At 37.3% G+C, this 26,025-nt stretch carries 23 protein-coding genes; 18 read left to right on the top strand and 5 right to left on the bottom strand.

The genetic code is table 11. The features are described from left to right. Positions 1-2: 2 nt before the first annotated feature. Both IGI46_RS15805 and IGI46_RS15800 read left to right on the top strand, forming a co-directional pair. The gene (locus IGI46_RS15805) at positions 3-611 is read left to right on the top strand and encodes a superoxide dismutase (RefSeq protein WP_429973813.1); all 609 of its coding nucleotides are present in this window, start codon (positions 3-5) and stop codon (positions 609-611) included. A 173-nt stretch (positions 612-784) separates the two neighbouring features. Then, a complete protein-coding gene (locus IGI46_RS15800) occupies positions 785-1,999 on the top strand; it encodes an LCP family protein (protein ID WP_207702277.1) in 1,215 nt (404 codons plus the stop codon). Between the two features lie 99 nt (positions 2,000-2,098). Here the strand turns inward: IGI46_RS15800 and rlmD are convergent, their stop codons facing one another. Next, on the bottom strand, positions 2,099-3,472 hold the full coding sequence (gene rlmD, locus IGI46_RS15795) for a 23S rRNA (uracil(1939)-C(5))-methyltransferase RlmD (protein ID WP_429973812.1): 1,374 nt from the start codon (positions 3,470-3,472) through the stop codon (positions 2,099-2,101). A gap of 94 nt (positions 3,473-3,566) precedes the next feature. On the opposite strand from rlmD, the gene recX reads away from it, so the two are divergent. From recX to ntdP, 3 genes are all read left to right on the top strand, one after another. After that, positions 3,567-4,367 carry a recombination regulator RecX gene (gene recX, locus IGI46_RS15790; RefSeq protein ID WP_429973979.1) on the top strand — a complete coding sequence of 267 codons (801 nt, stop codon included), beginning with the start codon at positions 3,567-3,569 and terminating at the stop codon, positions 4,365-4,367. Next, positions 4,360-5,514 carry an A/G-specific adenine glycosylase gene (mutY, locus tag IGI46_RS15785; RefSeq protein ID WP_429973811.1) on the top strand — a complete coding sequence of 385 codons (1,155 nt, stop codon included), beginning with the start codon at positions 4,360-4,362 and terminating at the stop codon, positions 5,512-5,514. The genes recX and mutY overlap by 8 nt, the downstream gene beginning before the upstream one ends. Positions 5,515-5,609: 95 nt before the next feature. After that, a complete protein-coding gene (ntdP, locus tag IGI46_RS15780; protein ID WP_207702279.1) occupies positions 5,610-6,143 on the top strand; it encodes a nucleoside tri-diphosphate phosphatase in 534 nt (177 codons plus the stop codon). A gap of 31 nt (positions 6,144-6,174) precedes the next feature. On the opposite strand, the gene IGI46_RS15775 is transcribed toward ntdP, so the two are convergent. Next, positions 6,175-6,609 carry a GNAT family N-acetyltransferase gene (locus IGI46_RS15775; RefSeq protein ID WP_429963955.1) on the bottom strand — a complete coding sequence of 145 codons (435 nt, stop codon included), beginning with the start codon at positions 6,607-6,609 and terminating at the stop codon, positions 6,175-6,177. An 87-nt stretch (positions 6,610-6,696) separates the two neighbouring features. Between IGI46_RS15775 and IGI46_RS15770 the strand changes: the two genes are divergently transcribed. Together IGI46_RS15770 and IGI46_RS15765 are read left to right on the top strand one after the other, a co-directional pair. Then, positions 6,697-7,821, top strand: coding sequence for an AI-2E family transporter (locus IGI46_RS15770; RefSeq protein ID WP_429963954.1), 1,125 nt, complete (start codon positions 6,697-6,699; stop codon positions 7,819-7,821). Positions 7,822-7,924: 103 nt separating this feature from the next. After that, positions 7,925-9,301: a hemolysin family protein gene (locus tag IGI46_RS15765; RefSeq protein WP_207702282.1), complete on the top strand. Its 1,377-nt coding sequence runs from the start codon at positions 7,925-7,927 to the stop codon at positions 9,299-9,301. Between the two features lie 43 nt (positions 9,302-9,344). Here the strand turns inward: IGI46_RS15765 and IGI46_RS15760 are convergent, their stop codons facing one another. After that, positions 9,345-10,640 carry a L,D-transpeptidase gene (locus IGI46_RS15760; RefSeq protein WP_429973810.1) on the bottom strand — a complete coding sequence of 432 codons (1,296 nt, stop codon included), beginning with the start codon at positions 10,638-10,640 and terminating at the stop codon, positions 9,345-9,347. Positions 10,641-10,989: 349 nt separating this feature from the next. On the opposite strand from IGI46_RS15760, the gene IGI46_RS15755 reads away from it, so the two are divergent. Together IGI46_RS15755 and IGI46_RS15750 are read left to right on the top strand one after the other, a co-directional pair. Continuing rightward, a complete protein-coding gene (locus IGI46_RS15755) occupies positions 10,990-12,567 on the top strand; it encodes a peptide chain release factor 3 (protein ID WP_429973809.1) in 1,578 nt (525 codons plus the stop codon). Positions 12,568-12,601: 34 nt separating this feature from the next. Beyond that, on the top strand, positions 12,602-14,254 hold the full coding sequence (locus IGI46_RS15750) for a 6-pyruvoyl-tetrahydropterin synthase-related protein (RefSeq protein ID WP_429973808.1): 1,653 nt from the start codon (positions 12,602-12,604) through the stop codon (positions 14,252-14,254). 7 nt (positions 14,255-14,261) lie between these two features. Here IGI46_RS15750 and IGI46_RS15745 read toward each other — a convergent pair whose 3' ends face one another. After that, entirely contained in the window at positions 14,262-14,576 is a 315-nt protein-coding gene (locus IGI46_RS15745) for a DUF1827 family protein (RefSeq protein WP_207702286.1), read from the bottom strand. Positions 14,577-14,693: 117 nt separating this feature from the next. Next, positions 14,694-16,919: an AAA family ATPase gene (locus IGI46_RS15740; RefSeq protein WP_429973807.1), complete on the bottom strand. Its 2,226-nt coding sequence runs from the start codon at positions 16,917-16,919 to the stop codon at positions 14,694-14,696. 441 nt (positions 16,920-17,360) lie between these two features. On the opposite strand from IGI46_RS15740, the gene IGI46_RS15735 reads away from it, so the two are divergent. The 9 genes from IGI46_RS15735 (at position 17,361) to IGI46_RS15695 (ending at position 25,994) form a co-directional block, all read left to right on the top strand. Beyond that, complete coding sequence (locus IGI46_RS15735; RefSeq protein WP_010759545.1) at positions 17,361-17,627, top strand: phosphocarrier protein HPr; 267 nt, start codon at positions 17,361-17,363, stop codon at positions 17,625-17,627. Continuing rightward, entirely contained in the window at positions 17,627-19,354 is a 1,728-nt protein-coding gene (ptsP, locus tag IGI46_RS15730) for a phosphoenolpyruvate--protein phosphotransferase (protein ID WP_429973806.1), read from the top strand. Before IGI46_RS15735 ends, ptsP begins: the two co-directional genes overlap by 1 nt. 128 nt (positions 19,355-19,482) lie before the next feature. After that, complete coding sequence (locus IGI46_RS15725; RefSeq protein WP_429973805.1) at positions 19,483-20,526, top strand: glycosyltransferase; 1,044 nt, start codon at positions 19,483-19,485, stop codon at positions 20,524-20,526. Positions 20,527-20,541: 15 nt separating this feature from the next. Next, positions 20,542-21,783: a glycosyltransferase family 4 protein gene (locus tag IGI46_RS15720; protein ID WP_429973804.1), complete on the top strand. Its 1,242-nt coding sequence runs from the start codon at positions 20,542-20,544 to the stop codon at positions 21,781-21,783. A 65-nt stretch (positions 21,784-21,848) separates the two neighbouring features. After that, positions 21,849-22,736 carry an NAD(P)-dependent oxidoreductase gene (locus IGI46_RS15715; protein ID WP_429973978.1) on the top strand — a complete coding sequence of 296 codons (888 nt, stop codon included), beginning with the start codon at positions 21,849-21,851 and terminating at the stop codon, positions 22,734-22,736. 80 nt (positions 22,737-22,816) lie between these two features. After that, positions 22,817-23,047 carry a YkuJ family protein gene (locus IGI46_RS15710; RefSeq protein ID WP_010759540.1) on the top strand — a complete coding sequence of 77 codons (231 nt, stop codon included), beginning with the start codon at positions 22,817-22,819 and terminating at the stop codon, positions 23,045-23,047. Between the two features lie 104 nt (positions 23,048-23,151). Then, entirely contained in the window at positions 23,152-24,318 is a 1,167-nt protein-coding gene (locus IGI46_RS15705) for a class I SAM-dependent methyltransferase (RefSeq protein ID WP_429973803.1), read from the top strand. 276 nt (positions 24,319-24,594) lie between these two features. Further along, positions 24,595-25,035 (top strand): fatty acid biosynthesis transcriptional regulator FabT, encoded by a 441-nt coding sequence (gene fabT, locus IGI46_RS15700; RefSeq protein ID WP_207702293.1) that lies wholly within the window; start codon positions 24,595-24,597, stop codon positions 25,033-25,035. Continuing rightward, complete coding sequence (locus tag IGI46_RS15695) at positions 25,032-25,994, top strand: beta-ketoacyl-ACP synthase III (RefSeq protein WP_429973802.1); 963 nt, start codon at positions 25,032-25,034, stop codon at positions 25,992-25,994. Before fabT ends, IGI46_RS15695 begins: the two co-directional genes overlap by 4 nt. Positions 25,995-26,025: the final 31 nt, after the last annotated feature.

The following is a 26,025-nucleotide window of genomic DNA, read 5'->3' as shown; positions in this document are numbered from 1 at the left end:
AAATGGCTTATACTTTACCTGAATTACCTTACGCATATGACGCATTGGAACCATACATTGATGAAGAAACAATGCATTTACATCACGAAAAGCATCATAACACGTATGTGACGAATTTAAATGCAGCAATCGAAAAGTATCCTGAGTTAGGTGAACTATCAATCGAAGAATTGATGATTAATTTAAATGAAGTTCCTGAAGATATTCAAACAGCAGTTCGCAACAATGGGGGCGGACATGCTAATCATAGCTTCTTCTGGAAAATTATGGCACCAAATGCTGGTGGCAAACCAACCGGAGCAATTAAAGATGCGATTGATGAAGCCTTTGGTGATTTCGAAAAAATGAAAGAAGAATTTAAAACTGCTGCAACTGGTCGTTTTGGTTCTGGTTGGGCTTGGGTAGTTGTCAATAATGGAAAACTAGAAATTACCTCTACACCAAATCAAGATACGCCACTTTCAGAAGGTAAAACACCTATTTTAGGTTTAGACGTTTGGGAACATGCTTACTATTTAAAATATAAAAATGTTCGACCTGACTACATCGCAGCTTTCTGGGATGTTGTGAATTGGGACCAAGTGAATAAAAACTTTGAAGCAGCAAAATAATTTTGAAGTAACGAGACACTCATTTCTTGAGTGTCTTTTTTGGTTACTTGTGAAGTTTCAAGGGTTTAAACTTAAAATTTTTTATAGAGAATTTTGCTCTTTTATGAAAAACGTTGAAAACTTATCGGCTATGTGAGAAAATGAACTGTAAAAATCGTAAATAGAGGTGTGCCATGAGTCGTTGGAAGAAAGTCATCGTTGGAATATTAATTCTCGTAAATTGCCTAGTTGGAGGCGCAACAATTTATGCGGTACAGGTAACAAAAGACGCTAGTCAAATGGTGGACAATATTCGTCAAACTGTTAAACGAAACAGTTCAAGGGCAGATAAAGATACACCAAATATTGATAATGCTGAGCCGTTCTCGATTCTTTTATTAGGCGTAGATACTGGAGATTTAGGTCGTGATGAACAAGGGCGATCAGATAGTATGATGGTAGTAACGGTTAATCCTCAACAGAAGAAATCCACTATTGTGAGTTTGGGTAGAGATACACTATCGAAAATTGTTGGGTATGGTACCAACGATAAATTGAATCATGCCTATGCTTTTGGCGGCGAGGGTATGGCGATGGACACCATCGAAAATTTATTAGATATTCCAATTGATCATTATGTAACGATTAATATGCGTGGTCTGAAGGACCTAATTGATGCAGTTGGTGGTATTGAGGTTGATAATCAATATGATTTTGAGCTTGATGGTATCGAAGTTGCAAAAGGTAAACAAACCTTAGACGGTGAGACAGGTTTGGCTTATGCACGTATGCGTTATGAAGATCCAGAAGGTGATGTTGGTCGTCAAAAACGCCAACGTGAAGTTGTTACAAAGATTTTGAACAAGGCAATGTCGATCAATGGTGTAAGCAATTATCGGAAGATTTTAAAAGCTGTTGAAAAGAACATGAAAACAGATCTTTCTTGGGATGATATGTTAGATATTGGGACAGATTACTTGCCAGCCTTTAAAAAGATTGACCAGAAACAACTGGATGGCGAAAGTCAGCTGATTGACGAAATTTATTACCAAATTCTCGGAACCAATGAATTGCTCAATATTCAAAATACTTTGAAGAAGCAATTGAATCTACCAACAGCTAAAACTTTACCCAATTTGGCAGACCCTGACTCATACAATTTGTTTTATGATGATACAGATGGTAGTTCTTCAGAAGCTGGTACTCAAGATACAACTGAGTATGACGCTACCAATACTTACGATCAACAAGGCACCTATGATCCAGGAACAGCCAACGACTACGGAAATACCTATAATACAGAAGATACTACTGGTTATGATCAAAACCAACAACAGTATGACAATGGCTATAATCAACAAGCACCTGCTGAGGACTATTTGCAGCCTGCGACAGGATATGGCTACTAAACTAAATATTACACAGGCTAGGCAGAAATTTCTGTCTAGTCTTTTTTTTACTGACAAAAAAATGGTTTGCTTTAAGTAAAAAACAAACCATTTCCAAGACTATTTTTTTGTCAGTTTTACAACGACTTCACAGCGAGCAGTTTGGGGAAACATATCAACTGATTGCAGGTAATCAACAGTGTAAATTTTTGACAAGGGCTTAAGATCTCTTGCTAATGTTGAAACATTGCAGGAAATATAAATCAATTGTTGGCTAGGTTGTTTTACTATAGCAGTCAATAACTTTTCGTCCAGCCCTGTTCTGGGTGGATCAACGATAATAGCATCAGGTTTAAAGCCTTCTCTCAACCATTTGGGCAGCAGTTCTTCAGCAGAGCCTACTTCATAATGGGTATTTGCTAACCCCATTTTCGAAGCATTCTTTTGCGCATCTTGAATAGCTTGAGGAATTATATCCATTCCTCTGACCTCTTTGGCCTGATCAGCTAAAGACAACCCAATCGTACCAACACCACAGTAAGCATCTACAATAGTCTTATCTTTTTTTAAATCTAAGGCTTTCAAAGCTTCTTCATACAAAACTTTGGTTTGTGACGGATTCAACTGGAAAAAAGCCCGAGCAGAGAGTTCAAAAGAAACTTGATTGATTTGTTCATCAATTGTTTCTTTTCCCCATAAGTGGATCGTCTCATCTCCCATAATCAGAGAAGTTTTTTTATCCTGAATATTTTGCATCACCGAAACGACTTCCGTACAACGCTGATTCAGTTCACGAATAAACGCATTTACTTGAGGAATTTTTTTTGTTTTTGAAATAAGGACTAATTGAACTTCTCCAGTCTCAATACCTATACGAGCCATCAATGTACGCAAAATTCCAGAATTTTTCTTTTCATTATAAATGGGGATTGAATATTTTGTCAGCAACTGTACAGCTGTATTCATTACCTGTTGAGTTGTTGGTTGTTGAACGAGACAATCGGTAATCGGTACTAAGTGGTGTGAATTATTCTGATAAAGACCGGCTTCCACTTGATTCGTTTTGTCATTCTTCCGCAGTTGAAACTGTGCTTTGTTACGGTAGCGCCAAGGATTTTCCATCCCTAGAGTACTGCGGAGTTCGTATTGCTGGAAGCCCTCCGGTTTGTATTTTTCCAGAGCTTGCTTTAATAAATCTTTTTTAAAGATCAGTTGTTGGTTATAAGCCAAATGCTGCAGTTGACAGCCGCCACATTCTTCATAAACAGGGCAAGGAGGTGTGATCCGAGCATTGCTTGCCTCCTTGATACGAACCAACTCTGCTTCAGCGTAACGAGGAGTAGCTTTAGTGATTTTGGCAATGACAGTTTCTTTAGGGAGAGCTCCCTTGACGAAAACGATGAGCCGCTTATAATAAGCAATGCCTTCGCCGTTAATACCTAGTCGCTTAATTTTTAGAGTTAGAGATTGATTGGTTTTCAATTGAACAGCCATAATCTGCTCCTTTCTGGCTACATTTTAGCATAATTTTACCAAAGAAGCTGTTTTCTATGATAGAATTAATGTTCGCAAAGGAGGTCTATCAATGATTATTACTATCAGTAAAGTAAACAAGGGCCGGAATGCTTTTTACGAAGTAGAACTGTCTAACGGAGAAGTTTTGCGTGTTTCAGAGGATACATTAATTACTTATCGTTTATTAAAAGACCGAGAAATTACCGAAGCAGAAATTACTGAAATAAAAAAAGCCAGTAATGAGGATGCGGGGTTTCAATTAGCATTAAACTATTTAAGTTATCAGATGCGGACAGAAAAAGAAATTTATAGCTATTTAAAGGAAAAAGAGATCGACTTTTCTGATCGAAAGAAAATTGTTGCGCGTTTAAGAGAAATGAATTTGCTAGATGATACAACATTTGGTGAGAGCTTTGTGCGAACTCAAATGCGTTTAGGTGACAAAGGCCCCCGTGTTATCAGACAAAAACTTAAAGAAAAAGGACTAAATGACCAAGACATTGAAATAAGTCTTGGTCTATACGAAGAAGAGATACAATACGAGATCGCTTTACGTTCAGCTGAAAAAGCTATGCGGAAATTCCATGATAAAAGCGTAAGAGAAACACAGCAGAAACTGCAACAAACGTTGATGACGAAGGGATTCTCTTCTGACATTATCAAACTAGCAATTGACGGATTGGATTTTGAAGAAGTGCAGGAACAAGAAGAAGATGCACTAGAAATACAAGGTGATAAGCTTTGGCGAAGGAATCAACGTTTTGATAGAGCTAAAAGAAAGCAAAAAGTGAAGCAAAGCTTATATCAAAAGGGCTTTACATTAGATGCCATTGATGTATTTATTGCGAAAAAAGAGGAAGAAGAAGATGAATAACAATTCTTGGGAATCTTGGACAACAGAGAGGATTCAGCAATTTCAAGTTGAATTTTTGGAGTGGTATCAAAAGGAAAAAAGAAATTTGCCATGGCGATACAATCAAGATCCTTACCGGGTTTGGATTTCGGAAATCATGCTGCAGCAAACACGAGTAGATACTGTGATTGACTACTACTATCGTTTTATGGAAGCTTTCCCTTCAATAGCAGATTTGGCTGAAACACCGGAAGATAAGTTGCTGAAAATCTGGGAAGGGTTGGGTTATTACTCACGAGCTAGAAACTTACAAACTGCAGCCAAACAAATTTTGAACGAATTTAGTGGTCAATTTCCTCATACCATTGATGATATCAGATCTTTAAAAGGAATTGGTCCTTATACAGCGGGAGCAATTGGTAGTATTTCTTTTAAACTGCCAGAACCGGCAATAGATGGAAATGTAATGCGGGTAGTCAGCCGGTTATTTTGTATTGAAGCTGATATTGCTAAAGCCAGCAGTCGGAAAATTTTTGATGAAGCGATGCGGAAAATCATCAGCCATGAAGAACCAGGAGATTTTAACCAAGCAATGATGGATTTAGGTTCATCTATTTGTACTCCGACTGCACCAAAGTGCGAAGTGTGTCCGATACGTGAGTTTTGTTTAGCTTTCAAAGAACAGCGCCAAACGGAATTCCCAGTAAAAAGTAAAAAAATGAAGCCTAAGGATGTTTACTATGTGGCAGGAATAATTGAAAACAACCAGCAGGAATTTTTATTGGAGCAGCGGCCTGATTCAGGATTACTAGCCAGCATGTGGCTGTTCCCATTAGAAGAAATTTCAGCTGCAAAATTCACGGAACTAAAAAGCAGTTATACAGAAGAGTTGAATCTCTTTTCTAGTGAACTAGTAGCAGAAGACAGTCCAATAATTTTTTCTGCTGATCCGGTAGTTTGGCAGAAAAAAATACTGGGAGAGGTCACCCATATCTTTAGTCATTTGCGTTGGCACATTTTAGTTTTTTATGGTCGAACGAATGATACACTTATAGATCGCGGTACATGGGTAAAAAGAGCAGATTTTGATGACTTCGTTTTTCCAAAACCTCAGCAAAAAATGCTTGGAGTATGGGAAAAGAATCAAACATCTGACAATCATTGGTAGGCAAGCGCCTGATTTATTGCTATAATAATTTTGATGTCGGTGTGATAACACCCAAACAAATGCGAAAACTAAATTTCGCTGAGGGAAGGGTAGCTATGGGAGTTCCAAAAGAAGGAGAGTTTATAACCATTAAGAGTTATAAACACGACGGCAGCTTGCATCGAACGTGGCGGGATACCATGGTATTAAAAACAAGTGAGTGCTCGATTATCGGATTGAATGATCATACATTGGTCACCGAATCAGATGGTCGCAGATGGGTTACTCGTGAACCAGCAATTGTTTATTTTCACACGAAATACTGGTTCAATGTAATAGCAATGATCAGAGAGAAAGGAGTTTCCTACTATTGTAATCTAGCATCACCTTATGTATTGGATGATGAAGCTTTAAAGTATATCGACTATGATTTAGATGTCAAAGTCTTTCCAGATGGAGAGAAACGACTGTTAGATGTTGATGAATATGAAGCCCACAGCAAACAGATGCATTACTCCAAGGAAATTGATTTTATTTTGAAAGAAAATGTCAAGATTCTCGTTGATTGGATTAACAATGGCAAAGGTCCTTTTTCTCCAGGCTATATTGATATTTGGTATGACCGCTACAAGCAATTGTCGCGGAAATAAAAAGAAACTGCTGATTTGAATCAGCAGTTTTTTATAGGTCTTTTTTCATGTGAATATGATCAATGCCGACTTCTTGGAAAACTTCACCATAGGTCTGATAATCATGTGCTTTATAAAATGTTTGAGCACTTAACTGAGCATCTAGCCGAATCTGTTGGAAGCCTTGCTGCTTAGCAAAGAGCTCAGCTTCCTGAAGAAGAGCATCTCCCAATTTTTGACCACGAAATTCTTTTAGGACAGCCATTCGCTGTAGTTTCAACTCTTGTGTATTCAACGGAAGCAAGCGAACAGTAGCCGCAGCGTTTTGTTCATCGGTATACAGGACGAAGTGAATGCTGTAGGCTTCATCCTTATCGATTTCTCGTTCTAAAGGAACTCCTTGTTCTTGAATAAACACCTTGTGACGGATTTTGACAGCGTCCAAATAGATCTCGCTCATTGTATCTTTAGTGATTAAGATTTTCATTTTTTTCACCTTCCTAGTTCAAAAAAACTGCTTCAATGGACTCACTGTTGTATACTATATAACAAATCATATAAAAGAGGTATCTAAATGTTTGAAAAACTCAAAAATTCAAAATTGATGTTCTGGTCTTTAGAGCTATTGATTTTAGCAACCTTGATTTGGGTTTCGTCGCGGATTGATTTTGTCTTTCAACCGATTGGCACATTTTTCACGACGTTATTTGCTCCGGTCTTGATTGCTGGCTTTTTGTATTATTTATTAAATCCCCTTGTACGATTACTGACTCGTTTAGGAATGAAACGGATTTTGGCAATAGCTCTCATTTTTCTTTTATTAATCGTGCTGATTGTTCTGATGGTCATGAGTATTATTCCTAATCTGATCCAGCAATTGGCTTCACTGGCTGCCAGTATACCAAGCTTTATCTTGGATATGCAATCCTGGCTGAAGGAAATCAGTGATCAGGCAACTCATTTTCCTTTGTTCCAACAATTGGATGTCGACAAATACATCAATAATCTTGATGTTTCTGCGGGGACAATTTTACAACAGTTCTTAGGAGGAGTGACTACTAGTTTAAGTTCATTAATTAGCAAAATAGCCACAGTCGCTGTCTTGCTTGTTACAGTGCCGTTTATTCTATTTTACATGTTGAAGGATGGCGAGAAATTAGTTCCTAATATCGAACGAGCTTTACCTGCGAAACAACGTGAAAATATTAAAGAGTTATTAGGACAAATGAATAAGACCTTGTCAGACTATATTAGTGGTCAGGCAATTGAATGCTTATTTGTTGGAACGTTTACTTTTTTAGGGTACTTATTAATTGGCGTCGATTACGCCTTCTTGTTTGGAGTTATTGCTGGATTGACTAACCTGATTCCTTATTTAGGGCCTTATCTAGGTTTAGCACCTGCACTAATCTACAGTTTTTTTGATAGTCCAGTTAAAGCACTTTTGTGTATCGTTATAGTTGTAATTGTTCAACAAATTGATGGAAATGTCATTTACCCCAACGTAATTGGTAAATCTTTAAATATCCATCCCTTAACTATCATCTTAATTCTATTGGTTGCTGGGAACTTAGCAGGTATTTTAGGAGTCTTTCTAGGGGTTCCCGTTTATGCAATTTTAAGAACACTGGTGATTTTTATTGTAAAAATTTTCAAGGAAAGTAAAAAAGAGGAACGGGAACAAGAGATTTTAAGTTAAATTGCAACAAAGATTGCATAAAAACTAGTGTTGTGATACGATTTTATTGTGGCCGAGTGCCACTTTTTTTTAACAGTTTATAAAATAAGGAGCGAATGCAATTATGAATGCTGACCCCGATAGTCAGTCGTTAGTCTTCCAACTTTTACTATTAGTTGTGTTGACTTTGATCAACGGATTTCTTGCTGCGGCAGAAATTGCGGTTGTATCAGTTAATAAAAACCGTGTAGAACAAAAAGCTGAAGAGGGAAATCTTAAATCCAAGAAGCTTTTGGAAATCATAAGACACCCAAACAACTTTTTATCAACAATACAAGTTGGGATCACTTTAGTTAATATCTTGTCAGGGGCTTCCTTGGCAGATAGTCTCTCTGCTCGTTTAGCACCTGTTCTAGGTGGGACTGCAGTAGCTAAAACTCTCGCGAATGTATTAATCATGCTTTTGTTAACTTATGTTTCAATTGTATTTGGTGAATTATATCCTAAGCGAATTGCTATGACCCATACAGAGAGTGTGGCCCAAGTAACATCAAGTGTGGTTAGAAAATTAGGCGTCATTGCTAAGCCCTTCGTTTGGCTGTTAACAGCTTCAACGAACCTGCTGGCTAAGATAACACCAATGAAGTTTGATGATGAAGATACAAAAATGACTCGTGATGAAATGCGGTACATGCTTGAAAACGAGGGCATCCTTGAGACAGAAGAACTTGAAATGCTGCAAGGTGTTTTCTCTTTAGATACAAAAGTAGCCCGTGAAGTCATGGTTCCCCGTACCGATTCATTTATGATTGATATTAATGACCCGGTAACTGAAATTGTCGATGAAATTTTAAGTGAGAGTTATTCACGTATTCCTGTGTACGATGAAGATAAAGACAAGATCATAGGAATCGTTCATACGAAAAACTTACTGAAAGCAGCAAGAGAATGCGGCTTTGAAAACATCGATCTGCATAAAATTATTCAGGAGCCGTTGTTTGTACCAGAAACTATCTTTATTGATGATTTATTGTACGAGTTGAAAAAGACGCAGAATCAAATGTCTATTTTACTAGATGAGTACGGAGGAATGGTAGGCCTGGTAACTTTAGAAGATCTATTGGAGGAAATCGTTGGCGAGATTGACGATGAATCCGATGAAATTGAAAAACTTTATGAGAAGGTTTCAGATACGGAGTACTTAATCAATGGAAAAATGTTGATTGATGAGTTTAATGAAGAATTTGACACTAGTCTTCATATGAGTGATGTAGATACAATGGCTGGTTATTTGATCACTGCACTAGGGACCATTCCTGATGAAGGTGAAAAACTTTCTTTTGACGTTGACAATTTAACCTTGATCTCTGAAGAAATGGAAGGCTCTAGGGTATTAACCGTCCGCGCAATTTTCCATCCTGATGAAGATAAAGGTGTAGAACCTGAAGAAGAACGTCGTTTGTTTACTAAGGATTTTGAAGATGACGAACCAAGAAGATAACCGTTAAGGACTAATCTCGTTTAGAGAATTAGTCCTTTTTTTATCAAATTTCTTCTCCGTAGTCGACAGGTTTATCATATTCACCTGGGGCATAATCGTAGGTGTGTCCATAGATGAAAACTGGCATACCGATATAACTGTACTTGTAAATTTTCTCCACTTTATTTAAGGGTGTGTTGATGCAGCCGTAGCTTCCAAATCCAGTTTTAAAAGCTTCAGGGTCGCCAAAGGCTTCTTTTTTGTGTTCAGTATCATGTATCCCAATTTCGGTGATGGTTTGACCATAGCTCAAAAAAGGCATCCAGTAGTTCACTGGCACACGGTAGCTACCATCACCTGTGATGAGCGCTCCGCTTAAGTAAGTATTTTTTTGTTTATCCATAATTGTGTGAAAACCAGGGATAGTGGCTGTTTCTTTGATAAATTGACCAGTAATCACATTGGTACTAACCACTTTTTTACCCTTGTGAAAGCAATACATTTTTTGATTTTCTAAATCAACCTCAATATAATTTTGTTTTACGTGCAGCGGTTGCTTTGATGGATTACCTTTTAAAGGAAGCTCGATTGACTCAATTTTGCTGTCTAACAATTGTTTATTTAATAATTTTACTGCTTTTTCTGTATCAATGTACCAACCGTAGTTACCGACATTTTTAAAACGCAAATGTTCGCCATGCACATTTACAAAATCAACGGGACGATCGATTGTGGAATACTTTTGATTTAGTTTTTGAACCAATTGAGTAGTCAATAAAGAATCCAGCGTTCCAGACTCATTTACAGAAGCAATAATCATATTTTTTGATAAAGGAATTTTCTTTTTAGCAATGATTAATGATCTATCCTCAGTTAGAAGCTGGTTCAAATCTCGAACGGTTGATTTTAGGTTTTCACTTGTGAGCTCAGGTTTAACATAAAAGTCCGTTAGCTGGTATACCTCCTTCAAACTTCCAACAGTCATATCTTGATAAAGAACCTTAATCAATTGTTGTCGATCGATCTGAGTGCCTTGCTTCTCGGGCTGAATTACAAATTTCTGATTTTTATGACTTACAAGTGCTGATTGATTTTCTATCTCAATACCAAAGTCAGCAGCATTGATTTGGGTAGTTACCTGTTCCATTGTTCTATTTGCTAGGGGCAGTAAAGTAGAGGAATGGTGCAGATTAGCTTTTAGAAAATCCTCCGAGATCTTGTAAGGCTGGTCGATTGTTAAGAGAATCGGAGTATTATTTTGTGTTAAAGAGATAGAAACTGTTTGATATGTTTTTTCTAATTTCTTCTGAGATTGTTGGATAGTTAAGCCGCCAACTGAAGTAGTATTTACTTTTGCCAAGGGGAGGAAATGGCTCCTGAAATAGATAAAAAGAAAGAGCGAACTCAGAAACAGCAAGAGTAAGAAATTTTTAATAAAATTTTTGGATAAATACATAAGATTCTCCTTTAAAATGAGTTAGACTAAAGCAAGGGTGTAAATAGACGTTTTCGAAATATTTGTAATCATATTGTAACACAAGAAATATTTTTGTAAATATAGTCGATTAAAAAGTATGTGCTTTTTTAATAAAAAGTTTTCAAAAATCAGAAAGGGATGAAGATTTTCTGTAAAATCGTTTTCAACTTTCCTATTTCTGGGCATCCATGCTATACTAATTGGGTTGAAATTTGTTAAAGGGAGTAAACTCATGAATAATCCTAAATTAAAAGAACAGGTTGACAGTCGTCGTACATTTGCGATTATTTCCCATCCAGATGCCGGGAAAACAACGATTACTGAACAACTTTTACTATTCGGAGGCGCAATTCGCCAAGCTGGAACGGTCAAAGGTAAAAAGACCGGAAACTTTGCAAAATCTGACTGGATGGATATTGAAAAACAACGTGGGATTTCAGTTACCAGTTCAGTAATGCAATTTGACTATGAGGGTAAACGTGTCAATATTTTAGATACACCAGGGCACGAAGATTTCTCGGAAGATACTTATCGTACATTAATGGCGGTTGATAGCGCTGTGATGGTAATTGATAGTGCAAAAGGGATTGAGGCACAGACAAAGAAACTATTCCAAGTTGTTAAACGACGAGGAATTCCTATTTTTACTTTTATAAATAAATTGGACCGAGATGGTCGAGAACCACTAGATTTATTAGAAGAGTTGGAAGAATTGTTAAACATTGAATCTTATCCGATGAATTGGCCAATTGGTATGGGTAAAGGACTTGAAGGTCTTTATGATATTCATAACAAACGAATTGAGTTGTATCGTCCAGAACAGTATGAAGGTGAACGGTTTGTTGAATTAACTGATGGTGAAATTGCTGGTGAACATCCATTAAAAGAACAATCAATTTATCAGGATGTTCTAGGTGAAGTAGAATTAGTCCAAGAAGCTGGTGATGCTTTTGACTTGGAAAAAATTGCTAAAGGGGAACAAACACCAGTATTTTTCGGATCAGCCTTAACTAATTTTGGCGTTCAGACATTTTTGGAAACCTTTGTTCATTTAGCGCCAAAACCCTACGCGCATAAAACTGAAGAGGGAACTGAAATTTCCCCTTATGAAGATGAATTTTCAGGTTTTGTGTTCAAGATTCAAGCCAATATGAATCCTAATCATCGTGATCGGATTGCTTTTGTACGAATTTGCTCAGGTACTTTTGAACGCGGAATGGATGTAAACTTAAATCGAACAGATAAAAAGATGAAATTGAGTAATGTAACCCAGTTTATGGCAGATGCTCGAGAAAATATCGAGGAAGCTGTTGCTGGTGATATTATTGGGATTTACGATACTGGTAACTATCAAATCGGAGATACACTGTATGAAGGAAAACTAAAAGTTGCTTATGAAGAACTGCCTTCTTTTACACCGGAATTATTTATGAAAGTTACCGCAAAAAATGTTATGAAACAAAAATCTTTTCACAAAGGAATTAATCAGCTTGTACAAGAAGGTGCAATTCAACTGTATAAAACCTATCTTACTGACGATTACATCATAGGAGCGGTAGGACAGCTGCAGTTTGAAGTTTTCCAATATCGGATGCAAAATGAGTACAATGCAGAAGTAGTTATGACGCCAATGGGACATAAAATTGCTCGTTGGATTAAACCAGAAGACTTGGATGAGCGAATGAGCTCTAGCCGAAATATTTTGGCTAAAGACCGTTTTGATCAACCACTATTTTTATTTGAGAACCAATTTGCTATGCGTTGGTTTGCCGATAAATATCCGAACGTAGAATTGAAGAGTTTGATGTAGAATATTACGGACCACTTTTTAGAGGAGATGTTCAATGTTAAAACAGCTTAGTAAGTACAACCATTTACTGATTCTATTCATCTTGAGCATTTTTTTTATGATGCCGATGTTTTTGTATTCGGGTATCATCCATTTTAGCATGCAAGACACCTATTTTCATTTATCGCGTATAACTGGAATGAGTAATGTATGGACTAGTCCAGTAAATTACGCGTCTTTTCACCATAATGGATCAATGATCAACCAGTTTTATCCCTGGTTGACCATTTATCCTGCTTATTTATTCTATAAAATAACTGGGAGTATGGTTTGGGGTTATAAAATATATTGTTGGTTCATCACCTTGGCAACTTTACTTATTTCTTATTATTCAATGTTCAAAATGAAAAAAAGTACCAATATTGCTCTGATATTTTCAGCTGTCTATACATTTTCGGCATATCGGGCTACGGATCTTTTTTATCGAGGGTCTTTAGGTGAAGCTGTGGCAATGACCTTCTTTCCGATGGTTTTAGCAGGGACGTATGAAATTTTTATTGGAAATGAGAAAAACTGGCGCCTTTTAACCTTTGGTATGACTTTAATTGTCTACACCCATCTACTTTCCGTAGCGATGCTTGCGGTACTGATTGCTTTCTTTCTAATCATTTCTTTTCCTTTTTGGACGAACAAAGTGAAACGTTTAAAAGCATTGTTTAAAGCGACAGGAACGACTGTTCTGCTTTCTCTGGCATTTATTGTTCCATTTTTAGAACAAATGACTCAACTGAATTTGTACACTCCTAAAGGTGTATCTTTGGAAGGGTTTGACTATCGCCGTCTATTAGGTAATTTGATTTTTAATCGCATCAACGGATTTTCAATCGGTTTGTTTTTATTGCTAGCTATCTTTATGACCATAGTAGGTTGGAAAAAATTGAAGAAACCAGATATCGTCATTTTCATTGTTGGCGTACTGATGTTTATCTCTACAACAAGATTATTGCCTTGGGATAAGCTTAGCACAACACCGTTGTTAACTATTCAATTTGTATGGCGTTTGAATGCCATTGTAACTTTGTTATTGGCCTACAGCTTTAGTGTTTCCTTTGACTCTAAAAAGGCAGTTGTAAGAATAAATAGACAGATATTACTATTGCCAATTATTGTAATTCTTCATATTGTGTCTATTTTTAATCTTTATAATTCAGATAAAGTATACAATTTAGTAGCAAGAAATGATGACATGAGAACGGTAATTCAAGATAGTGATATAACAGGAATAGATAATTTACTGCACAACATTGATTATGCCAATCAACGAGTAGTAGAGAATATGGATGTGGTCGCTAATTATAAGTTTGTCCTGAATGGAAAAGAAATTAAACCTGAGTTCAACTTAACGGATAGCGAAGTTACGATTGTTTTAAAAGGTATAAAGGACTCTAGCGATTTAGTAACACCTCTTTATCGATATATTGGACAAAAGGTTACTGTCAACGATAAAGAAACCAGAACGAAGCTATCTTCTTCGGGTACAACTGAATTGCACATTCCTAAAGGCAACTCTAAGATTAAAATTTCTTATCGCTATACTCGATGGGCTGTGATCGGTCGGACGATCAGTGTAATTGCCCTTATAGTTATATCAGTACCTAAGAATCTAGTCCAAAAACTAAAGAAAAAAGGCGAACCCGCGAAGCAGTGAGTAATCACTACTTCGTAAGTTCAGCCTCTTTTTTTGTTATGGATATCTCAACAAGTCCTGGCGCTTCGATCATAGTCAAATTTTCAAAATCATAACTATCATCCTTTAGTTTTCGTCTAAAGTATTTATGTATAAAATCGATCTCTTTTTGCTGTATGTTTCGTTTGTCATTTTTAATCACGATTTCTGCATGTTTGTACGCGTCAGTGAAGATGACTGTTGTATTGCCAATGGTATAAACTTTGATCATGTTCGCATCTGTGTTCTCAAGTTGATTAAATACTAAACGCGAATGGCTATTAGTAACATTCACTAGTTTCATGGACAAGCTCCTTCCCTGAAAATTACATTCCTATGATAATTATATAAAAAAATTCAAAAAAAATGAAGAGTAAAGCTCAAAAAAGCTGAGATAGATTTCTATCTCAGCTTTTTTCGCTTACTCTTTGCCATCTTCTTTGACTAAACGCTCTGGTTTAGAGGTAATAACAATGTTATCTTCTTTATCCAATTTTGCCTTAAGCTCACGGATAGTTGGATGGTCCAGATAAAATTCAGCAATTCCGTCTTCAATAGTTTCTTGTATTGTTCGACGAAGAGGGCGAGCTCCCATGGATGGGTCGTAGCCAAGATCTACTAATTTTTCCTTAACATTGATAGGAACATCTATATGCAGCTTTTGACCAGCTAGCATATTGTTTACATCATTAATCATCAAAGAAACTATTTCCATTAGACTTTCTTTGTTTAATGGACTGAATTCAATGATTCCGTCAAAACGATTCAAGAATTCTGGAGCAAAGAAATCTTTTAGTTGTCCAAGGACGGAACGAGTCGTTCCTTCTCGAGCTGCGCCAAAGCCAACATTAGCCTCAATTTTGCCAGTTCCAGCATTGCTTGTCATGATAATCAAGGTGTCCTTAAAGCTTACTGTTCTCCCTTGAGCGTCTGTTAACCGACCATCATCAAGTATTTGCAAGAACATGTGTAAAACATCTGGATGAGCTTTTTCAATTTCATCTAGCAGGATTAAGCTGTACGGGTTACGACGAACACGTTCAGTTAATTGCCCAGCTTCTTCATAACCGACATATCCTGGAGGAGAGCCAATCAATTTTGAAACACTGTGTTTTTCCATATATTCAGACATGTCGAAGCGAATCATTGATTCTTGTGATCCAAACATTTCGTAAGCAAGTTGTTTAGCTAATTCTGTTTTACCAACACCAGTAGGTCCGACAAATAAGAAGGAACCGATTGGTCGATTCTTCTTATTCAAGCCCACGCGATTCCGGCGAATGGCTTTAGAAACTTTTTCTACGGCTTCATCTTGACCGATTACATGTTTCTTCAAATCGTCTGCTAAGTTTTTCAACTGTGTTTGTTCTTTTTCTTTAAGGTCGCCAACAGGGATACCAGTTTGTTTTTCAACAATAGACTCCATATCTTTCTCCGTAATGACAGGTATTTCTTCATCACTTATTTCGCGATCTTTCATTCGTTGAAGTTTGTTGATTTGGTCCCGATAATAAGCTGCTTTTTCAAAGTCTTCCTCCTGAGAAGCTAACCCTTTTTGTTCTTCAGCTTCGGCCAGTTTTTTATCGATTACTTTTGGATCAACAATTTGAATCGTCAAATTCTTTTTCGAACCCGATTCATCCAACAGATCAATGGCCTTATCCGGCAAGAAACGATCTTGAATGTATCGGTTAGATAGTTCCGCGGCTGATTTGATTGCTTCATCAGTATATTTCACATGGTGATAGTCTTCATAACGAGGTTGCAAACCTTTCAAAATCTCAATAGTCTCTTCAACGCTAGGTTCATCAACTCGCACAGGTTGCATACGACGTTCCAGCGCAGCATCCTTTTCGATGATGCGGTATTCATTTAAAGTAGTAGCTCCCACCATTTGCATTTCGCCACGGGCAAGAGCTGGTTTTAAAAGATTTCCAGCATCCATATTTCCATCACCAGCTGAACCAGCACCAACTATTTCGTGTACTTCATCAATAAATAAGATAATATTTTCAGCTTGACGTATTTCCTCAATTAATTTTTGCATGCGCTCTTCAAATTGACCGCGAATGCCCGTACCTTGAACTAATGAAGCAACGTCTAAACGAATAACTTCTTTGTCCATTAGTTTTTGCGGAACATCACCATTGACAATCTTTTGAGCTAATCCTTCAACTACCGCTGTTTTACCAACACCGGGTTCACCAATTAAAACTGGATTATTTTTAGTACGGCGATTTAAAATCTCTATGACACGTTGAATTTCATCGTCTCGTCCTACGACAGGATCGATGTTTCCATCACGTGCGGATTGAGTAATATTAATTCCAAATTCATCAAGAAGTCCGCCGCCATTCCCACGAGGGGGCTGTTGTCCATTGAAACCATTTCCGCCGCCAAATTGGGTAGGGGGAGTTTGGTCCACGGCACCTTGCTGCTGCATTTGTTGAGACATGGATCGGAATAAGTCATCTAGACTTCCAAATCCGAATGGATCGTTTGCTGCCATTTGTGGAGCACCTCCTGTAGCTTGATTTTTTAGTTTTTGATAGCAACTCTGACAATAGTCCAACTGTTTTCGTTGTCCATTGACATTTGCATACAAATGAATCGTTGCTTCATTTTTATGGCAATTTTGGCAAAGCATTTTATTCACCCTTTCACCTTTTCTTCCATTGTACATCTAGGAAGGGATTCTCGTAAAAAGATACGCTGGTCAAAAGTTTGACTTTATCTGACCTTAAGTCATATTATACTGACTTCTACAATAAAATCAAGTGGAAGGCTCAAAAAATTAGCACTCGCATGCCGAGAGTGCTAATCACAGAATTTTCTCATGAAAATCTTTTTCTAGGAGAGCAAGTGTTATGAAAAAAAGAATGAAAACAGAAAATTTCAGCGATTATTTCATGAAAAAGAGGTATTTTAAGAAAGGGCATACATTTCGTTGAAAGAAATCGTATAAAATTGTTGTATCGATAACCAAAAAATGGTAATCTTTAGGAATGAAGGGCTTGAAGAAACAAGTAATGTTGCGAAAGCCCTAACATAAAAACAAAATTTTCTTGTACAAAGGAGAACGGTCAATATGGAAAAAAAAGATTTTCACGTAGTAGCAGAAACAGGGATTCATGCACGTCCAGCAACATTATTAGTGCAAACTGCAAGCAAATTTAACTCTGATATCAATTTGGAGTATAAAGGAAAATCAGTTAACCTTAAATCAATCATGGGCGTTATGTCTCTAGGTGTTGGCCAAGGTTCTGACGTTACTATTTCTGCTGAAGGTGCTGACGAAAAAGAAGCAATGGAAGCAATTGTAGAAACTATGAAGAAAGAGGGACTATCTGAATAATGGTTGAAATGCTAAAAGGTATTGCCGCTAGCGACGGAGTTGCCGTTGCGAAAGCTTACTTGCTAGTTCAACCGGATTTGTCTTTCCAAAAGAAAAGTATTGAAGATACAGCTGCTGAAGAAAGCCGTCTTGATGACGCTTTAGCAGCTTCTTCTTCAGAACTTCAAAAAATTCGGGATAAAGCTGCAAAAAGCTTAGGTGAAGAAGAAGCACAAGTGTTTGATGCCCATTTAATGGTTCTATCAGATCCAGAAATGATCGGTCAAATCAAAACACATGTTCAAGATAATAAAGTAAATGCAGAATCAGCATTAAAAGAAGTTACTGATATGTATATTGGTATGTTTGAAGCAATGGACGATAATATGTACATGCAGGAACGTGCAGCAGATATTCGTGACGTAACAAAACGCGTAATGGCACATCTGTTAGGTGTAAAATTACCAAATCCATCAATGATTGATGAAGAGGTAGTAGTAGTAGCTCATGACTTGACACCAAGTGATACGGCACAACTAAACAAAAACTTTGTAAAAGCCTTTGTTACTGACATCGGCGGACGTACTTCTCATTCTGCTATTATGGCGCGCTCGTTGGAAATTCCGGCTATTGTTGGAACAATGGAAATTACTTCAAAAGTAAAAGAAGGCGACATTTTAGCTGTAAATGGTATTGCTGGTGAAACGATTATCAACCCTACTGATGAGCAGGCAGCTGAATTTCTTAAAGTTGGTGAAGACTACGCCGCTCAAAAAGCTGAGTGGGAAAAACTGAAAGATGCTGAAACAGTAACGGCTGATGGCAAACATTTTGAACTAGCTGCTAACATTGGAACACCAAAAGATTTAACTGGTGTACACAACAATGGCGCTGAAGCAATTGGTTTGTACCGTACAGAATTCTTGTATATGGATTCTCCTGATTTCCCAACTGAAGAAGATCAGTTCGAAGCATACAAAGCAGTTCTTGAAGGTATGGGCGAAAAACCTGTAGTGGTTCGTACCATGGATATCGGTGGGGATAAAGAACTCCCTTACTTGAAACTTCCTCACGAAATGAACCCATTCTTAGGCTATCGCGCATTACGTATCAGTTTATCAGAGCTAGGTGAAGATATGTTCCGTACACAGTTACGTGCATTATTGCGCGCTTCTGCTTACGGTAATCTACGTATTATGTTCCCAATGGTAGCGACTCTTAAAGAGTTCCGTGCTGCTAAGAAAATGTATGAAGAAGAGCATGAAAAGCTTGCAAAAGAAGGCGTTAAAGTATCTGATACCATTCAAGTTGGTATCATGATTGAAATTCCGGCAGCAGCAGTATTAGCCGATAAATTTGCAAAAGAAGTGGACTTCTTTAGTGTTGGAACAAACGATTTAATCCAATACACAATGGCAGCTGACCGCATGAACGAACGCGTTTCTTATTTATACCAACCATATAACCCTTCAATCTTACGTTTGATTAAAAACGTTATTGATGCAGCACATGCTGAGGGCAAATGGGCTGGTATGTGTGGAGAAATGGCTGGCGATCAAACAGCTGTACCGTTGTTAATGGGTATGGGTCTTGATGAATTTTCTATGAGTGCTACGTCTATTCTTAAGACTCGTAGTTTAATGAAACGTCTAACTACTTCAGATATGGCTGAATTAGCGGATAAAGCATTGAACGACTGTGATACAATGGAAGAAGTTGTAGAACTAGTTGAGTCTTACGTAAAATAGTTCATATTCAACGCCACTGTCTACTCAAGGCAGTGGCGTTTTTATTTGTCCAAATTAGGACTTCCGATTGATAGAATTAGATTCGCCCTATGGTATAATGGATTTGCTGTTGAAGAGGAGTGAATTGATTGAAAGTCTTATTATATTTCGAAGGACAATCAGTTATAGGCAAATCTGGGATCGGTCGAGCCCTAGTCCATCAAAAACGGGCATTATCATCTATAGGGATTCAGTACACATTGGATCCATCAAGTACCGATTACGATATATTGCATGTGAACACTTATGGCCCCAAAAGTGCTAAACTAGTAGCTAAAGCAAAAAGACTAGGTAAAAAAGTTATTTACCATGCTCATTCTACTGAGGAGGATTTTCGGAATTCTTTTATTGGATCAAATAAACTAGCACCATTTGTTAAAAAATGGTTGGTTCATTTATATAGTCAGGCTGATTTTTTGATTACTCCGACTCCTTATTCAAGAGAACTTTTAAGAAGTTACGGATTGACGCAACCAATTGCTGCAATTTCCAATGGAATTGATTTACAGCGTTATTACCCAAGTAAAGAAAAGGAAAAGGCTTTTCGAAGTTATTTTTCGTTATCCGAGGAACAAAAAGTAATCATTAGTGTAGGGCTCTTTTTTGAGCGTAAGGGACTGATTGATTTTGTTGAGATTGCTAAAAAAATGCCAGATTATACGTTTATTTGGTTTGGCGACGTTCCTATGTACTCAATTCCACACAATATTCGTAGAATTGTAAAAGTAGACCATCCAAAAAATGTACTGTTTCCTGGATACATCAAAGGAGAGGTCATTGAAGGTGCCTATTCGGCCGCTGATTTATTCTTTTTTCCTTCTTATGAAGAGACGGAAGGAATTGTCGTACTCGAGGCCTTAGCCAGTCGGCAGAAAGTCTTGCTTCGTAATATTCCAGTTTATCATGGTTGGATGGAAAATGGTGTCAATTGTTACATGGGAACCTCCAGACAAGAATTTATTACTTTAATTGAACAAATTACCAGTCAGCAACTATCGAATATAACTGAGGCAGGCTTTAAGACAGCCCAGAGTAAGAGTATTACAGAAATTGGTCGGGAGCTGCAGATTGTTTATCAGGCGGTACTTGATGAATCATACAATCAATCGATGTATCAACAAATCGTTGAATAGTTTGGAGGAGAAAACGTGCGTATTGGTTTCTTTACAGATACCTACTTTCCGCAAGTTAGTGGAGTGGCAACATCAATCAAAACCCTAAAGGAAGAGTTGGAGAAAAAAGGACATGAAGTCTACATATTTACCACGACCGACCCGGATGCTGAAGATTTCGAGAAAGATATTGTGCGAATGCCAAGTGTTCCATTCGTCTCATTTAAAGATCGGCGAATTGTAGTTCGAGGTATGTGGTTTGCCTATCAAATTGCCAAAGAACTAGAGCTGGAATTAATTCATACCCATACTGAATTTGGGGCAGGATTGTTGGGTAAGATGGTTGGCAGCCGTTTAAAAATTCCAGTAGTCCATACCTATCATACAATGTATGAAGATTACCTTCATTATATCGCTAACGGAAAAGTTGTGCGTCCAACGCATGTAAAACATTTTATTCGTATGTTTATCAATCGGTCAACAGGTGTAGTCTGTCCAAGCCAACGAGTAGTAAACACATTAAGACGATATGAAGTAGAAATTCCTATGCGAATCATCCCAACAGGGATCGAAATTGGAGAATTTATTCGTCCGGATATTACGGATCAGATGCTAAAAGATTTACGAAGTAAGTTAGGAATTACTGATGATCAGTTGATGATACTGTCCTTAAGTCGAATTTCTTATGAGAAGAATATACAGGTCATCGTTCAACAGTTTCCCAAGGTGCTAGAAAGGTTACCTAATGTACGATTAGTAATTGTCGGTAAAGGTCCCCATAGAGAAGCTCTAGAGGAGCTTGTGGAAGAATTGGGGCTTCAAGAGTTTATACAATTTACTGGAGAAATCCCTCACGATCAAGTTGCAGTCTATTATCGTTCTGCTGACTATTTTGTGAGTGCATCAACTTCAGAAACGCAAGGATTAACCTATGCGGAAGCAATCGCCTCAGGCACGCAATGTGTGGTCGAAGGAAATGATTATTTAGAAGCGCTCTTGGATGATGAACGTTTAGGAGTAACTTTTGAGAAGGATGAGGATTTTTCTGAGTCTTTAATCAATTATGTTAGTAAAGGGTTCATCTTGGATGATACATTGAAAGAGAGAAAATTAACCGAAATATCCGCCCAGAAGTTTGGTGATGAAATAATTGATTTTTATCAGCAAATGTTGGAGTATTATCAGAATAATCACCAAAAGTCGTCTCTTAGTCAAAGACGTCCTGTAGAAAAGGTTCGAGTAAAAATTGCTTCACTGAAAAATTCAGTAGATAAATAAGGTCTAAATCCATCTCTTCAGGTATACTAGAGATGGATTTAGTTTTTTTAGGAGGGATTAAATTTATGGAATTAGGTTTTATAGGCACAGGCGTTATGGGGAAGGCAATTGTTGCACATTTAATGAGCGCAGGGCACAAAGTTAATGTATATAACCGGACTAAAAGTAAAGCTGACGAATTAGTTGAAGGTGGTGCTGTTTGGCAAGATACACCGGCAATGGTAACCGAAAATTCAGAAATAGTTTTTACGATGGTTGGTTACCCTAGTGATGTAGAAGAAATCTATTTTAAGAAAAATGGCATATTTACCGTTTCAATTGAAAATAAAATTTTAGTGGATTTGACAACTTCTACTCCTACTCTAGCTAAAAAGATTCAACAAACAGCTATTGAAAAAGGAGCAGATGCATTGGATGCACCTGTTTCTGGTGGAGATCTTGGTGCAAAAAATGCTACATTAACGATCATGGTTGGTGGCCATTCATCTACTTATGAGAAAGTTGTTCCTTTATTTAAAATTATGGGAAAAGCCGTTTCACTTCATGGAGATGCCGGCAGCGGTCAGCATACTAAAATGGCCAATCAAATTATGATTGCTGGCACCATGACAGGTATGACTGAAATGCTGGTTTATGCTCAAAAAGCTGGCTTAGATTTACCTCAGGTTTTAAAAACACTAGGTGGCGGTGCAGCTGAAAATTGGTCCATGATGAATTATGGTCCGAGAATCTTGAAAGAAGACTATTCTCCCGGTTTCTTCGTAAAGCATTTTATCAAGGATTTAAAAATTGCTCTTGATGAAGCGGCAGAATTATCTTTGGAACTTCCAGGAACCAAGCTAGCTGTCGAATTGTATGAACAATTAGCTAACGATGGATATGAGAATGATGGGACCCAAGCTTTAATTAAATTATGGTGGTCTGAAGGGAAAGTTGGCTTTTACAAAAATTAAGAATTATTTTGGCAAAATCAATGCAAGATAAGGTCTGATTTGATACAATAATACAGAATGATTGGAAGGGAGGCACCTAGATGAAACACTCGCAATTAGTTGCCATTATTAAGCGCTTGGAAGCTATGACAGAATCCACAGATAATGAAGTTCAAGTTCGCCGTTTTGAAAAAGATGGAGTCGAAAAATGTACGGTAACTTACGATAGTACAACTGAAACATTTGAATTGACTGAAAGTGATAGTAAACAAACATACCAATTCGATAATATTGATATTGTCGCAATGGAAATTTACGACTTGATTCAATAAAGCGGGGGAACCCGTTTTTTTGTTTCCTTTATGTTGCATATTATTTGAACTTATCTTTCTTTTGGAAGATTATAGAATATGTAAGTAGAAGTGGAGGAAATAAAATGTTAGACAAAGAAGTTTACAATCAATTATTTAAGCCATCTTTTTCCAAAAAGACAGAGGTAGTTTATTGGGATGGAAGTGTAAAGGAATATGGTGAAACTTCGGGTGAGACAGCCTTTAAAATTACTTTTCATGAAAAAATTCCAGTAAAGGACTTGATGAACAATGCCTCGTTAGCTTTAGGTGAAGCCTACATGGAAAAACGAATAGAAGTGGAAGGGAATCTACAGGAGCTGATTTATGATGTCTATAATCAGGCAGAAGGTTTCTTTCATAATAAGAATTTTAAAAAATGGCTGCCGAAAGAAAAGCATACTAAGAAACAATCGCAAACGGACATTCACAGTCATTATGACTTAGGAAATGAATTCTATGAGCTTTGGCTAGACCCAACTCTAACCTATTCTTGTGCTTACTTTGTTACACCAGAAGATACATTGAAGCAAGCGCAAATTAATAAAGTCCATCATATATTAGATAAATTGTTTATTAAGCCAGGAGAAACCTTGCTAGATATTGGTTGTGGCTGGGGAACGTTAATTTTGATCGCAGCCAAAGAATATGGAGTTAAATCAACAGGTATCACTTTGAGTGAGGAGCAATATCATCATATTCAAGGAATAATTCAAAAGGAACATCTTGAAGATAAGGTGTCAGTTCGTCTAATGGATTATCGAGATTTGAAAGACGAAACCTACGATCATATTACAAGTGTCGGGATGTTTGAACATGTTGGTGCAGAAAATTTGTCCGAATATTTTAATGTAGTGAAGAAAAATTTGTCAGCTAAGGGAACAGCACTCATTCATGGAATTAGTCGACAACAAGGCGGAGCAAAGAATGCTTGGATAAATAAATATATTTTCCCAGGGGGGTATATTCCAGGTGTTACAGAGCTTGTGGGTCACATGACGGAAAATGATTTACAGCTGATCGACTTAGAAAGCTTGCGCAGAGATTATCAACTTACGTTAGAGCAGTGGACTAAAAATTTTCATGAGGTTAAGGATCAAGTGGTGGAACAAAAAGATGAAGCATTCTACCGAATGTGGGACTTGTATTTGCAAGCATGTGCTGCTTCTTTCCAGGCCAGCAACATTGATGTCATTCAGTATTTGCTGACACATCCAAATAATAATGATATCCCTATGCACCGCAGAGGATAAAAGCAGGAGTGATCTTTTTTGATCACTCTTTTTGTTGTTCTTGTTAAGAAAATTTTATAAAATGAATATTGAGTACATTGCAAGCTGAAAAGTAGTAAATATTTCAAGAAAAGCTTTGATGTTCAAAGTTTCTTAACGTTTGGATTATCGAAATTTTTGCTTTTTGACTACACCAATTTTCTGTAAAATGACAAAAGCGGCTTGCATTGAAAATAAAAATAGGATATAGTTTGATCATCAAATGATTTGAATGTCAAACTAATTGGGTGAGGGAAAATGGAACACAATTGGGAAGAAATGAACAACTATTTAGTGACTATCTTTAATGACGTTCTGTCAATTGAAGAAAATGAGCTGAAAAAATCGAGGTTTAGAGATCTAACAATCACTGAAATGCATACGATAGATGCAATAGGTATGTATAAGAAGAAAACCACGACGGAAGTAGCACGGGAGCTTTTGGTCACTGTAGGAACCTTAACAACATCGATAAATCGTTTAGTGAAAAAGGAATATGTTGAACGTATCCGTAGTGAAGATGACCGAAGAGTAGTCAAACTATCTTTAACAAAAAAAGGAAAGTTGGTTTTTCGTGTTCATCAGCACTTCCATCGCGAAATGGTACGTCATGCGACAGAAGGTTTAAACACTGAAGAGCAGGAAGTTTTCTTACGAGCACTGAAAAATCTATATGAATACTTAGAGGAAATCAAATGAGCATCGATCAATATGGAAAGATTACGGCAACTGCCCGTTATCTTCCAAACAATATTGTTACAAACGATGAATTGGCTCAATGTATGGATACATCAGATGAGTGGATTCAATCAAGAACGGGAATCAAACAGCGCCATATTGCTGAAAAGGAGAATACATCTGATCTTTGTACCGAAGTGGCTCAGAAATTGTTGGCTAAAGCACAATTAGATGCGTCTTCATTAGACTTTATAATCGTTGCGACAATGTCTCCTGATTATTCGTCACCTTCTGTTGCATGTCAGGTGCAAGGGAGAATTGGTGCTCGTCAAGCGATGGCTTTTGACCTAACAGCTGCTTGTGCTGGTTTTGTCTATGCTTTAGCAACGGGGGAAAATTTTATTCGTACCGGGCTGAAAAAGGGAATAGTAATTGGTGGTGAAAAGACTTCTAAGCTAATTAACTGGGAAGATCGTTCAACAGCTGTTCTTTTTGGAGATGGTGCAGCCGGCGTATTGCTGGAGGCTGAGAATAAACCCTCGATCATTCGTCAGATGCTGCGAGCAGATGGAGAACGTGCTAATTCATTGGTTGCTGGTTTTAGACCAACAAAAACCAAGTTTTATCAAGACGACGATCAGTCAGGTCTAACCATGGATGGTCGCGGTATTTGGAACTTTGCATTAAACGATGTTGTCGAAGATCTTCAAGCTTTTGTTGAGGAAGATCCCATTGACCTTTATCTTTTTCATCAGGCGAATCGCCGGATCATTGAAAAAATGGCTAAGAAATTAAAAGAGCCGATTGAAAAATTCCCAATGAATTTGACTAACTATGGCAACACTTCCGCAGCGAGTATTCCAATTTTATTAGACGAGCTGGTAGAAGCAGACATTATTCATTTGAATGGTTCACAAAAAGTGGTATTAACAGGTTATGGTGGTGGTCTTGCCTGGGGCAATCTATTACTGGAACTATAACTGTTTACAAATAATTTAAGAATATTAAATG

It is taken from the genome of Enterococcus sp. AZ163, from assembly GCF_050498925.1.
GTDB lineage: Bacteria > Bacillota > Bacilli > Lactobacillales > Enterococcaceae > Enterococcus_A > Enterococcus_A ferrettii.
The sequence above is the reverse complement of the archived record's forward strand: the minus strand, read 5'-3'. Positions and strand labels throughout refer to the sequence as shown.